Annotated in this window: 11 protein-coding genes; 1 reads left to right on the top strand and 10 read right to left on the bottom strand. The window is 36.5% G+C overall.

The genetic code is table 11. The features are described from left to right. Nucleotides 1-117 (top strand): IS3 family transposase (locus RDN22_RS03270; RefSeq protein WP_308554877.1); only part of this gene is annotated, 117 nt, incomplete at its 5' end. A 5-nt stretch (nucleotides 118-122) separates the two neighbouring features. Here the strand turns inward: RDN22_RS03270 and dinB are convergent. The 10 genes from dinB to groES form a co-directional block, all read right to left on the bottom strand. Beyond that, nucleotides 123-1,256, bottom strand: a complete 1,134-nt coding sequence (gene dinB / locus RDN22_RS03265; RefSeq protein WP_308555865.1) for a DNA polymerase IV — start codon at nucleotides 1,254-1,256, stop codon at nucleotides 123-125. After that, nucleotides 1,249-2,700 (bottom strand): glucose-6-phosphate dehydrogenase, encoded by a 1,452-nt coding sequence (gene zwf / locus RDN22_RS03260; protein WP_308555863.1) that lies wholly within the window; start codon nucleotides 2,698-2,700, stop codon nucleotides 1,249-1,251. The genes dinB and zwf overlap by 8 nt, the downstream gene beginning before the upstream one ends. Nucleotides 2,701-2,804: 104 nt before the next feature. After that, nucleotides 2,805-3,239 (bottom strand): preprotein translocase subunit YajC, encoded by a 435-nt coding sequence (gene yajC / locus RDN22_RS03255; protein WP_308555861.1) that lies wholly within the window; start codon nucleotides 3,237-3,239, stop codon nucleotides 2,805-2,807. Nucleotides 3,240-3,305: 66 nt separating this feature from the next. Beyond that, entirely contained in the window at nucleotides 3,306-4,322 is a 1,017-nt protein-coding gene (ruvB, locus tag RDN22_RS03250) for a Holliday junction branch migration DNA helicase RuvB (RefSeq protein ID WP_308555859.1), read from the bottom strand. Between the two features lie 61 nt (nucleotides 4,323-4,383). Further along, nucleotides 4,384-4,971 carry a Holliday junction branch migration protein RuvA gene (gene ruvA, locus RDN22_RS03245; protein ID WP_308555857.1) on the bottom strand — a complete coding sequence of 196 codons (588 nt, stop codon included), beginning with the start codon at nucleotides 4,969-4,971 and terminating at the stop codon, nucleotides 4,384-4,386. A gap of 3 nt (nucleotides 4,972-4,974) precedes the next feature. Further along, entirely contained in the window at nucleotides 4,975-6,861 is a 1,887-nt protein-coding gene (gene mutL, locus RDN22_RS03240) for a DNA mismatch repair endonuclease MutL (protein ID WP_308555855.1), read from the bottom strand. A gap of 2 nt (nucleotides 6,862-6,863) precedes the next feature. After that, a complete protein-coding gene (mutS, locus tag RDN22_RS03235) occupies nucleotides 6,864-9,440 on the bottom strand; it encodes a DNA mismatch repair protein MutS (RefSeq protein ID WP_308555869.1) in 2,577 nt (858 codons plus the stop codon). A 281-nt stretch (nucleotides 9,441-9,721) separates the two neighbouring features. Continuing rightward, entirely contained in the window at nucleotides 9,722-11,206 is a 1,485-nt protein-coding gene (locus RDN22_RS03230) for an ATP-binding protein (RefSeq protein WP_308555853.1), read from the bottom strand. Between the two features lie 196 nt (nucleotides 11,207-11,402). Further along, nucleotides 11,403-13,031, bottom strand: a complete 1,629-nt coding sequence (gene groL, locus RDN22_RS03225) for a chaperonin GroEL (protein WP_308555851.1) — start codon at nucleotides 13,029-13,031, stop codon at nucleotides 11,403-11,405. Nucleotides 13,032-13,086: 55 nt separating this feature from the next. After that, nucleotides 13,087-13,371, bottom strand: coding sequence for a co-chaperone GroES (groES, locus tag RDN22_RS03220; protein WP_308555849.1), 285 nt, complete (start codon nucleotides 13,369-13,371; stop codon nucleotides 13,087-13,089). Nucleotides 13,372-13,491: the final 120 nt, after the last annotated feature.

Raw genomic sequence — 13,491 nt, 5'->3', positions numbered from 1 at the left:
GCTCAAGCTATAGAGGAATATATCAAATACTATAACGAAGAAAGGATAAAGAGCAGATTAAAAGGCTTAACTCCGAAAGAATATCGGAATCAAGCCTCTATTAATCCTATGTTTTAAAATGTCTACTTTTTAGGTCCCACTTCAAACAAGTTAATTGCTTGATAATTTTCTTTTTTAAAGTCTGTTGCAGTTACTCCTAAAAGACGAATCCCATCTTCTAAAAAGCCATGAGTGCTTTCAAATAATTCTCTAGCTATTTCATAAAAATCAAACTTGTCATCAGATGGTTTAGTTAATTTTCTTCTTTTAGTGACTGTATTGAAATCATTATTGCGAATTTTTAGCACTATCGTGGATGCACGAAAATTCCGCTTTTTTAATTCTTTTTCCAAATAAGCACAGTAAGAGCGAATCTTGCTAAGAGCTTCATCTTCGGTAAAAATTGCCGGTTCATAGGTACGCTCTATTCCAATTGATTTGCGGTTAACTTCTGAATCAGTCACAACTGGATTTAAATCGATGCCTCGAGCATGCTGGGCTAAAATATAGCCCATCTTTTTAAACTTTTTGATTAACTCTAACACATCAACTTGTTGTAAATCTGCACCTGTATAAACACCCATTTCGTGCAGCTGCTCTTGCGTTTTTGGCCCAATTCCCGGGAACTTTTCAATTTTTTGCATCCCTAAAAATCGTTTAGCCTCACTTGGCAAAATTACAGTTCTACCAAAAGGCTTAGCATATTCTGAACCCATTTTAGCTAAAAATTTGTTATATGAAACGCCAAAAGAAGAGTTCAATCCCAACTCTTTACGAATTCTTTTTTGCAAATTCAAAGCTATCTGTACAGCTGAATCTAGACCAACTTTATTATTCGTTACATCAAGATACGCTTCATCTAAGGCGACCGATTCTACTCGATCTGTAATCTCATGCATAAAAGAGTGAATCTGCGCAGATGTACTTCTATAAACTTTAAAATCAGGCGGTACAAAAACCAGCTTTTCTTTAGGAATCAAACGGACTGCTTGAATACTTGCCATAGCTGAATGAACTCCATATTTACGTGCTACATAATTACAAGTCGCCACTACCCCGTGTCCATTATTTTGACGCGGATCCATTCCTACAATTAGTGCCTTATCTTTATATTCGGGATGTCTTCTAATTTCTACTGAAGCGTAAAAAGCATCCATATCCAGATGAATAATCCGGCGATGGATGTCATTTTGCGGCAATAAATTTTCTTTATTCATAAATCCAATGTTCAGTTGGGGATTCAAAGATATCGTTAGATTCCTTTGGTCCCATTCTGTATGGCAAGTATTGAGCAATTTCAGGATTGCCATTGTCATTTTCTGTTTGCCATGCATTTTCAATTGCATCGATAAATTCCCAGTAACGCTTCAATTCGCTCCAGTGAGTAAAGTTGGTTGAATCGTTAACAAAGACATCGTGCAATAAACGTTCATAACCGTCTGGTACCTTAGCCATTTCTTCTTTTGAAAAGGCATAAGTTAAGTCTTCACGGCGAATTCCTGGTTCATCAATCTTTTTACCATTAATAGTAATGTAGATCTTGCTTTCAGGGTCAACTTCAATGGTAATGTTGTTTGAGTGAGCTTGACCATATGGGTTATTGATATGCTTTAAGACAATATCAATTCTAGTCTTCTTTTCTTTAAATTCCTTACCAGTTCTAAAGTAAATTGGCACACCAGCAATTGGACCATCAGTAAACTTAACTTTACCTGCAACGAAAGTTTCAGTATTTGAGTTAGGATCAACATTAGGTTCTTTCTTGTAAGCAAAAGTAGTGTCGCTACCCAAATATTGTCCTCTTACAAAATTCTTCTTAACTTCTTCAGGTGTCGGAATTACTAAACTCTTAAGCAAGTCTTGCTTTGCCTTGTGGACGCTATCTGATGATAAGTTTTCAGGCTCTGGCATAGCAAGCAAAGTAATGATTTGGAAAATATGGTTTTGAACCATGTCACGCAAAGCACCAGAAGTATCGTAGTAACCACCACGTGCTTCTACACCCAAACGCTCTGCCAAAGTAATTTGAATATTTTTAATATAGTCGCCTGACCAAATATTCTTAATTAAAGGATTAGTAAAGCGCATTGGCATGATATTTTGAATCATTTCCTTGCCCAAATAGTGGTCGATTCTGAAAATATCTTTTTCATCAAATGATGCCGTAATTTCTTTATTCAATTTTTCAGCTGAAGCTAAATCATGACCAAATGGCTTTTCAACTACGATACGGTTAAAGCCACTGCCAGTTAAATGTTGGTCATTGATGTGAGTAGCAATTGTACCGAAGAATCTTGGTGCCATTGCCATGTAAAATAGACGATTGCCACGAGCTGAGTAACGATCATCAAGTTCTTGAGCCAATTTCTTCAAAGTTACATAGTGTTCAACATTAGTAACATCATGAGATTGGTAGTAAAAGTGACCCGCAAAGTCTTTTACTTCGTTTTCATCAACTTGATCATGAGTTTCATGAATTGCATCTGAAACTTGTTCGCGTAAATATTCATGTGACCATGGACGACGTGCTGTACCGATGACTGCAAAATTGTCATGGATTAAGCCTTGTTCATATAAATTAAATAGAGATGGATATAGCTTACGGTGAGCTAAGTCACCACTACCACCAAAAATAATCATTATAACTGGAATATTTTTCATAACTAAATCCTTTTCTTTAACTTGTTATTTCATTCACATCTATTTTACAACAACCAAATTTAAGGCAAAACAAAAAGCGCATAATTTGCGCTTTAGTTTATTAATTATTTGTCTTCTTTAGTTTCTTCAGTTGAAGAATCCTTAACATCTTCAGCCTTAGTGTCTTCAGTAGACTTAGTTTCATCAGCTGGTTTAGTTTCTGTAGTTTCAGTAGTATCTGCTGGAGCTTCTTCTACCTTAGTAGCTGGAAGAACACGACGAATAGCCATTCTTTCAAAAGTTAAGTAAATACCATCGGCATCAACTACAACAGTCTTGTCATCGTTGATCTTGTCAATCTTAGCGTGCAAACCGTCAACTAAAATGACGTTGTCACCCTTCTTCAACTTGTCCATCATTTGCAATCTTTGTTGTTGTTGCTTCTTTTGTGGACGAATCATACCAAAGTAAGTAAAACCAATCAAGATAATGAATAAGATAATCATCATCCAGTTGTTGCCTGCAGCACCGCCGGCATTTGCTAAAAATAAAGTATTCAAATCTTTCACCTCATAAAAACTATTAAATTTTGCAATATAATACTATCTATTATACAGAAAAACTTGCTATTTATCACCTGGAATAGGTAAACCAAGCTGTAAATATGCTTTATCTGTGACCATTCGACCACGTGGCGTTAATAAAATAAAACCATGTTGAAGCAAATACGGCTCATATAATGACTCAATAGTTTCTATATCTTCACCAATATTTGCGGCCAAAGTTCTAATACCGACAGGACCGCCCTTATAGCCTTCGATCATGGTTCTTAACAATTTACGGTCAGTTTGGTCTAACCCTTCATCGTCAACCTGCAATTGCTTTAATGCACTTTCTGTAGTTGCAAGTGAGATTGTCTTTTCGCCTTTTACTTCGGCAAAATCACGCACACGCTTCAATAAACGGTTAGCTACACGCGGCGTTCCACGAGATCTACGTGCTAATTCATGCGCAGCTTCTGGCGCAATCGAAGTATGGAAAACGTCGCTTGAACGTTGAACAATTTGTTCCAGTTCATCGACAGTATAATACTGCATATGTTCTACGATTCCAAAACGATCACGTAAAGGTGCTGACAATTGCCCGGCGAGCGTAGTTGCACCAATTAAAGTAAATGGTGGAAGTGGCACGTGCACTGCGTGTGTAGTTTGTCCTTCACCAATTACGATATCAATATAGTAGTCCTCCATTGCAGAATAAAGAACTTCTTCAACCGGTTTAGCAAGACGGTGAATTTCATCAATAAACAGAACATCGCCTGGATCAAGATCAGACAAAAGTGCTACCAAATCACCAGCTTTTTCAATTGCTGGACCACTAGTACTCTTTAAATGAACCCCTAATTCATTTGCAATAACAAAAGCTAATGTCGTCTTACCTAAACCCGGTGGTCCATATAGCAAAACATGATCTAGTGCTTCATCACGTTGTTTTGCGGCTTTAATATAAATGGACATTTCCTTTTTTACCCGCTTTTGACCCAAATACTGGTCTAAAGTTTGCGGTCTTAAAGATAATTCCATTGCTTCTTCTTCAGGGTTTTCAATATGTCCTGAAGTTACTGCATCATCGTTTTCTGCCACCAGTTTCACTTCCTTATTAAAAAATCTATTGCTTTTTACATCTTTACTATTATAACAAGAACTACTTCTTAAGCAGCAATGCTAAACCTTTTTTAATATATTGATCTGCTGTATCTGCATCAACTTCAATTAATTTTGGAGTAATGCGATCTACTTCTTTTTGAGTGTAGCCTAAAGCAATTAAAGCAAGCAATGCATCATTTAAGGCTGGAGAAATTTCTTCACTATTATCTGGACGGTCAAGTCGAGCAACATAATCTCCAAGCTTGCCTTTCAAATCAAGCACAATCTGTGAAGCAGTCTTTTTACCTACGCCAGGAAAACGAGTTAAGTATTTTACTTCACCTTGTTCAATGGCTTCAGCTAAAGAATTACTGTCTTCTGCTGCCATAATTGCCATAGCACTCTTAGGACCAATGCCGCTTACACTAAGCAATTTAAGAAACAATCCCTTATCGTCTTCACTTTGAAAACCATATAAAGTAATGCCAGTATCGCGCACAACTTGTTCAATATAAACCTTGGCTTTTTGTCCTTGAGTATAAGCAAATGGCGTTGGACTATATACCTTGTAACCTACTCCATTTACATCTACAACTATGTAACTTGGCGTAATAACAGAAATTATTCCTTCAAAGTATTCGTACATTTATTAATCATCCCTTTTGAACATCTTTTTTAATTCATTTTGACTCATGCGAACCAAGACGATTCTTCCTGATGCATCGTGATATGGATCAGAAGTTTTACGCAAGTCACTAATAATTTCTCTTGCTTCTGCATCAGACAATTTAATTTTGCCTTTAATCGAATGAGATTCCATCTCAGCTACACGTTTAAATAGATTTTCAGTTTGACCTTTATCTAAGTTCAAATAGCTATCCAAAATTTGGCGAATCGTCTCTTCAATATTTTCATGAATCCAAGTTGGATATGAACGAACGATAAAACTATTTTGACCAAAATCTTCCAAATAAATACCGATCTGCTTTATTTGTTCAAGCTTATCTTTAATTTGAATAAAATCAAGGTTGCCAAATTCTAAAACAATTGGCGTAAGCAAGCCTTGTTGCACAATTTTTTTAGAGGAAAGTATCTGATAAATTTTTTCAAACTGCAATCTTCTTCTAGCAGCTACTTGATCAATTAAAAATAGGTCTCCATCATTTTCTGCAATGATATAAGTATCAGTCTGACCGACATATGCTAAACGTGGCAAATTGTTTGCTAAAACTTCATCACCGCTAGAAATTACTTCTTCATTCGCAGTCGATTTACCAAATGGAGTTAGCTTTTGCTGCAAGGTGACATTTTGATCCCAAGTTTTGGTAACGATATATTTATCATCTTCACGTGGAACATTTAAATCAACGTATTGATTAGGTTGCTCTTCTTTTTGAGCAGTTGTAAATTCTGGTTTTTCCGCCTGATCATGAATTTCTGGTACTTCTTTACGTTCTGTATTTACAACATCTTGATTCAAATTGAATTGGAGCTGATCTACTAATGTTTCACGCTTATTTTCTAAGTTAGCAAACGCACTAGTTTGATCAACTTTTTCCACAAGTGCATTACTTATTGCAGTTGTGATCAAACGGCTAAGTTCTTTTTCCTTAGATAAACGTACTTCTTGCTTAGTAGGATGCACATTGACATCCACTAACAAAGGATCTACTTGAATCGTTACAATCGCAATTGGGTAGTGACGCGCTGCAAGCTTAGAGCCGTAACCATCCATAATCGCCGTATTTAACTGAAAGTTTTTAATATAGCGGCCATTAAGCAAAATTGAGATAAAATTACGCGTTGATCGCGTGAGTTCTGGCTTAGAGATTAAGCCAGCAACTTTAAAATCATTGTCCTTTGCTTCAATTGGTTCCATTTTTTCTGCGATATGACGGCCATAAACATTAGCAACAGTTTGTTTCAGATTGCCGTTGCCGGTAGTTCTAAGCAAAACTTTACCAGTATTAGACAGAGTAAAAGAAACCTGTGGATATCCCAAAGCTAAGCGGTTAATAATATCCACAATCTTCATGATTTCTGTTCGCGGACTGCGCAAATATTTTAATCTTGCTGGTGTATTAAAAAATAGATCTTTTACGGTAATTTGCGTACCTTTTCTCGCTGCCGCATCTTCTTGGCCTTTTTTATTTCCGCCACTAAAAGTAGCTTTAATGCCAATTGCACCTTCTGTAGCCGTCAAAATTTCTACATGACTAACTGCAGAAATTGAAGCTAAGGCTTCACCTCTAAAGCCTAAGGTAGAAACTTTAAACAAATCATGTTCATTGCTAATCTTACTGGTTGCATGTCTTGTAAAAGCAAGATCAACTTGGTCACGATCAATTCCCATCCCGTTATCTTGCACTACAATTTGTTTTAATCCTGCATCCACAAAATCTACTCTGATTCTCGTAGCTCCAGCATCAAGAGAGTTTTCAACCAATTCTTTAACTACGCTAGCTGGACGTTCAATAACTTCACCAGCTGCGATTTGATTAGTTAAAGTTTCAGATAATTCATGAATTTTGGGCATAACTAATTATCATCCTTCAGATCTTTTTGCCAATCAGCAACCATTTGCATAATTTGCAAAGGCGTCTTATCAGCTAAGTAAAGATTAGAAATATCATCAAGTACGTCTTGCTCGGCATCAGTCATTGCTGGCTTGTCATTTTGCACTTGTTCTTCTTCATCTGAATTATCCACAGGCTCTGCGAATAAATCCAATTGTTGACTAACTGGAGCAAGTTCACTACCCTGTGCTTCAAGTCGCTTCAACAATTTGGTTGCTTCACGCAAAACAGCACGTGGCAACCCGGCAAGTTGAGCAACGTGGATACCGTAACTTTGATCAGCTGGTCCCGGCAAAATCTTGTGTAAAAAGATCAGCTTGCCATTTTCTTCAGTCGCACCAACGTGAATGTTCTTCAAATGATCTAGTGTCTCATCAAGAGCAGTCAATTCGTGATAGTGGGTCGCAAATAATGCTTTGGCGCCTACTTTGTCGTGCAAGTACTTAACAATTGCGCCGGCTAAAGCCATACCATCATAAGTGGCAGTACCACGACCAATTTCATCAAACAAAACAAGACTACGTTTAGTTGCATATTGCAAAGCATCGTTAGCTTCACTCATTTCAACCATAAACGTACTTTGGCCTGAAATTAAGTCATCGGCTGCACCAATTCTGGTAAAGATTTGATCAAAAACTGGCAAATCAGCGCTATCAGCTGGAACAAAGGAACCTATTTGAGCCATAATTGCAATCAAAGCCATCTGACGCATGTAAGTACTTTTACCGGACATGTTAGGACCAGTAATTAAGAAAATGTTGGTAGCTGAATCCATTTTGACATCATTAGGGATGTAAGAACCTGCTGTCATTACCTTCTCTACTACTGGATGACGACCATTGACTACATCTATATCTTGGTTATCTGTGTGGAAATGTGGTCGACAATAATTATTTTGTTCAGCTACTGTCGCAAAACCGCAATAAACATCTAGCGCAGCTAATTGACTACCCAATTTTTGCAAAGCTGGAATGTACTTCTTAACTTCTTCACGTAACTTAACAAACAAGTCATATTCCAAATCGGTTGAACGAGTTTGTGCTTCCAAAATTAGATTTTCGTGTTCCTTCAATTCTGGAGTGATATAACGTTCAGCATTAGTTAGGGTTTGCTTACGTGTATAGCGGTCTAGTGGCACCTTGCTCTTATTACCATTAGAAACTTGAATATAGTAACCAAAGACCTTGTTGTAACCGACTTTTAAGTTTTCGATGCCAGTCTTTTGGCGCTCGTCAGCTTCCATTTGAGCTAACCACTTTTTACCGTTATTCATGGCATCCCTATAGCGATCAAGTTGGTTATCTACGCCTTCTCTGATCAATCCACCTTCCGTAGTTAAAAGTGGTGGATCTTTTACCAGCGTTGTAGAAATCATTTCTGCGACGCCCTTTAATGGATCAATCTTTTTGGCAAAATCTTCAAGAACTTCGCTATCTGATTGATTCAAAGCATCTAAGATTACAGGTACAGCTTGAAGAGAGCGCGATAATTGCAATAATTCACGTGCATTAACATTACCAAAGGCGATTCGACCGGTCAAACGTTCCAAGTCATAAACACCCTTTAAAGCGTCAATTGCATTTTCACGCGTGAAATATCCATCAAGTAATGCTTGAACCATTTCTTCACGATGATTGATTTCGTCAACGTTAAGTAGTGGACGAGCTAACCATTGCTTAAGAAGTCGTCCGCCCATTGCCGTATGAGTTTTATCAAGAACCCAGAAAAGCGAACCCATCTTCTTGCCAGTCTTAGCAGATGAAATTAATTCCAAATTATTTTGGACGGTATGTGACATCTGCAAATATTGGTTTACTTCATAACTTTTGGCAATTTGTAAGTGAGCTAGACTTCTCTTTTGTGTGGATAACAAATAGCCTACTAACTGTCTGGTAGCTTCTTTTTCTGCGTTATTAGTTAAATTCTGTTCAACATAAGAAATCTCGGCATGCTCGCCTTCAATTGGCGTAGGATTTGAGACAGTAATGTTGGCCTTATGCATAAAGTCTTTATTCTGCTCAGTTAATGGGCCATTATATACAACTTCACGCGTTCTTAATGATAAAAGTTCGTTAGAAACAGCGTCGAAACTCTTTAGATGAGTTGCATAAATTTCACCGGTTGATAAGTCACTGTAAGCTAAGCCAAAACCACTCTTGGTAGTTACTACTGAAGTTAAGTAGTTAGAATCTTTGGCATCGTTTGGTCCTTCACTCATCATGGTACCTGGAGTTACCAATTGAATGATGCCGCGCTTAACCATGCCTTTAGCCTTTTTAGGATCTTCAAGTTGCTCACAAAGCGCAACTTTATAACCTTTTTCAACTAAAGTATTTACATAGGTGTCTACAGCCATGTGAGGGACACCGGCCATCGGAATTGGATTTTTAGTTTTATTTGAGCGGTGAGTTAAAGTTAATTCAAGAATTTGGGCGCCTTTAACCGCATCATCTTCAAAAAGTTCGTAGAAATCCCCGACGCGATAAAAAAGAAAGGCATCAGGATATTGCTTTTTAATTTCGTAATATTGCTCCATCATTGGAGTTGTGCTAGATCCAGCCATTACATTTTCCTTTCTTAAAGTGCTTTTTCACTGTTACAATTATACGCTAAAAATTAAGACAAAAAAGGATCAAGCAATTCACATGCTTAATCCTTTAGTTGTATTTAGAAAAAAGTATCTTTTATAACCATAAAAATCGATTGCCCTTAACCAAATGATTTCCAAACGATTTTTCACGTTATAAATATTGATTTAATAGGCTTTTTGCTGAAACTTTCAAAAATAACCAATTAAAACCAAACGATTTCCAAACGATTTTAATTTTTAAAAATACTTCGTCTCATTTCATCATAAAATTGATTCATTACACTCCTAGCTTGAGGAGAATCTGGCGATAAAAGATATTTAGTTGCTCTTCCCTTTCCGGTTTTTACGATTAAACCTTTGTCTATCATAGCTCTTAAAATTTTATGTCCCTTCCAGGAACTAGAATATAAATGTTGCAAATCTTCAAAGGTTGCAACCATTTTGGTATTTAAAATTTTATATGTTGATTGCCAATCTTCAGGAAGAGAATTGATTAATTCAGCTGCTGTATCTCTCCAAATAATTAATTCAGTTTGTTGTGGTGAAGTGGTCATATCCGGAATTCTTAATTTTAAATTTTGACTCGTCCTTAAAATTCTATAACCACCGCTGCCAGTATGTTCTCCTAATTTTGCTTCAACAAACGTTTGAAAGATTAAACTGTTTCTCGGAACAGAATCAGTTTTATCAAAAAATTTATCTATAGATACTAATAACTGTCCAGGATTTTTAAAAACTACAGAATTATCATACCAAATAATTTGAATAGATTGATTAGAATGATAGTCAGCATGTACCAGTGAATTAACCAAAGCTTCTCTTATTGCACGAAGAAATATCGTACCATTATCCTTACGTGCCACACCTTTTAATTCAAAACTATTATTTACTAAAGCTTGTAATTTAGCATAAGCGTGTACAAAAAAGCTATAGATATTGTCAGGAGTTCCATCTCTAAAAGAAGTATATAGTCTATCCACATAATCTTCTTCAGATGGTGTATGCTTAACTACTAAATCTAACATAAAATCTGGATATTCATCTTGAATAGAATTATATTTTCCAAATAAAAGCAACAGTGCTCTAGTTATTTTAAATTTTTGATCTTTTCTATCTTTTCTATAAAGTCCAATTTCTTTTAAAAATTGCTTATTATCTTCTTCAGCAATTTCAGGCTCATCATTTTTCTCTGCATAATATGTTTTATAGTTTTGAATATCTATTAAATTTAAATCTGAAAAATCATATCCATCTAATGTTTCTGCACTATCGTCTCCACGAGCGTCTCTCAACATTGCTTTCACATCTTCATAATTGGCTATTTGATCGCTTGTACCTACTCGCTTATATGTATTTTTTTGATCACCTTTTATATATACAGGTCTATCTCTAAAATCAGCTTTAGGAATATATACTTCAATAACGCGTATATCATTATCAAAAGTTTTCACAACAACGTTTTCTTCTTTAATAACATTAGGATACAATTTTCTAGGATTATTAGCGGTATCCAAAATATCTTTTACCATTGCATCTGGATTTAACACTCCAGTAGGTTGATATTTTACTTGATTATTTTCTTTTATTTCAGTGTAGCCTAATTTAATAGTTCCGCCATCTGTATTTGCAAATGCAGAAACAGTGGGCCACATGTCAGCCGGAACACTTTTTTTCGCCTTTTTAAATTCTGTATACGTATCTTCTTTGTAACTCATAAACTCCTCAATATGTTCTCAATCGACAACTTTAAATAATATTATAATTGGATACAAAATTTTTTAGTAGATTTTATACAAAAAAACTTCGAAGCTGAACTTTTTGTTCAACTTCGAAGTCTATTAAATAATTTATTGGATTTGAACTAGAGTGAGAGTTCTATTCATTCTGTAAGAAATCAGTATCTACCTTTAACTACATACCCATTCCTGGTGCACCTGCTGGGTTACCTTGTGGAGCAGCTGGTTTTTCTTCAGGAATTTCTGCAACAACAGCTTCAGTAGTCAAAAGCAATGCAGCAATTGAAGCAGCGTTTTGTAAAGCGGTACGAGTTACCTTAGTTGGGTCAATGATACCTGCGTCAACCATGTTTTCCCACTTGTCAGTAGCAGCGTTGTAACCAACTTCGTTTTCTTGATTTTCAAGCTTGTTCAATACAACAGCGCCATCTTTACCTGCGTTTTCAGCAATTTGACGAACTGGTGCAGAAAGAGCTCTTAAAACAATGTTGATACCAGTTTGTTCATCTGGAGTGTCACCCTTAAGATCTTTGATAGCTTTTTCTACATCTACCAAAGCAGTACCACCACCAGCTACGTAACCTTCATCAACAGCAGCACGGGTTGAGTTCAAAGCGTCTTCAATTCTGTAACGACGTTCCTTAAGTTCAGTTTCAGTAGCAGCACCAACGTGGATAACAGCTACACCACCAGTTAACTTAGCAAGTCTTTCTTGTAACTTCTTCTTATCAAAGTCTGAAGTTGATTCTTCGATTTGCTTTCTGATTGAGTCTTCACGCTCTTCAATAGCGTCCTTTGAACCAGCACCGTCAACAATAGTAGTTGAGTCCTTAGTTACAGTTACACGACGAGCTTGACCTAATTGATCAATCTTAGTGTCCTTTAATTCAAGACCTAAGTCATCAGTAATTACTGTACCACCGGTAAGTGCTGCGATATCTTGCAATTGTGCCTTACGACGGTCACCAAAGCCAGGAGCCTTAACAGCAACAACGTTGAAAGTACCACGAATCTTGTTCAAAACAAGAGTTGGAAGAGCTTCACCAGTAACATCGTCAGCGATGATTAACAAAGCTTTACCTTGTTGAACGATTTCTTGTAATAATGGCAAAATGTCTTGGATGTTAGAAATCTTCTTGTCAGTGATCAAGATGTATGGGTTATCAAGGTCTGCTTCCATCTTGTCGTTGTCAGTTACCATATATTGTGATAAGTAACCACGATCGAATTGCATACCTTCAACTACTGAAAGTTCAGTGTTAATACCACGTGAGTCTTCAATAGTGATAACACCATCGTGACCAACCTTTTCCATAGCGTCAGCAATCAAGTCACCGACTTCTTTAGAAGCTGATGAAACAGCAGCTACGTTTGCGATTTGATCCTTTGATTCAACCTTGTGGCTGATCTTGTGTAATTCATCAACAGCAGCTTCAGTAGCCTTTTCAATACCGCGACGAATACCTACAGGGTTAGCACCAGCAGTAACGTTCTTCATACCTTCACGAGCAATTGCTTGAGTCAAAACAGTTGCAGTAGTAGTACCGTCACCAGCAATATCGTTAGTCTTTTGTGCAGCTTCAGCAACAAGCTTAGCACCCATGTTTTCGTAGTGGTCTTTTAATTCAATTGACTTAGCAATAGTAACACCATCGTTAGTGATGTCTGGGTTACCATAACTTTGTTCCAAAACTACGTTTCTACCCTTAGGACCAATAGTAGTCTTAACAGTATCAGCTAACTTATCAACACCCTTTAAAAGAGAACGTCTTGCATTTTCTGAGAATTTAATATCTTTTGCCATAAACTAATTACTCCTTAGTTTAGATTTATTTTCTTATTTATATTCCAGTAGTTAATTACTTAACGATTGCTAAAATGTCTTTTTCACGAAGAACTAAGTACTTTTCACCTTCGTATTCAACGTTAGTGCCTGAATACTTATCGTAAAGAACTACATCGCCCTTTTTAACACTCATTGGGATCTTTTCACCGTTGTCTGAGTATGCACCAGCACCTACAGCAACAACTTCACCTTGAGTTGGCTTTTGCTTAGCATTTGATGCTAAAACAATGCCACCGACTGTCTTTTCTTCTTCATCCTTAACTTTTACAACGACACGATCTCCGATTGGTTCTAACACGTTCAATACCTCCTGGAATTATCTTCTTCATTATTATTAATTTTTATTTTCAATTTAAATAATTAGCACTCACTTTTACCAAGTGCTAACTTACATTTATTAGTTTACCATGTTTGAAAC

The sequence above is a fragment of the uncultured Lactobacillus sp. genome (genome assembly GCF_902491705.1).
Lineage (GTDB): Bacteria > Bacillota > Bacilli > Lactobacillales > Lactobacillaceae > Lactobacillus.
Note: the sequence above shows the minus strand (reverse complement) of the source record. Positions and strands in the feature narration are given on the sequence as shown.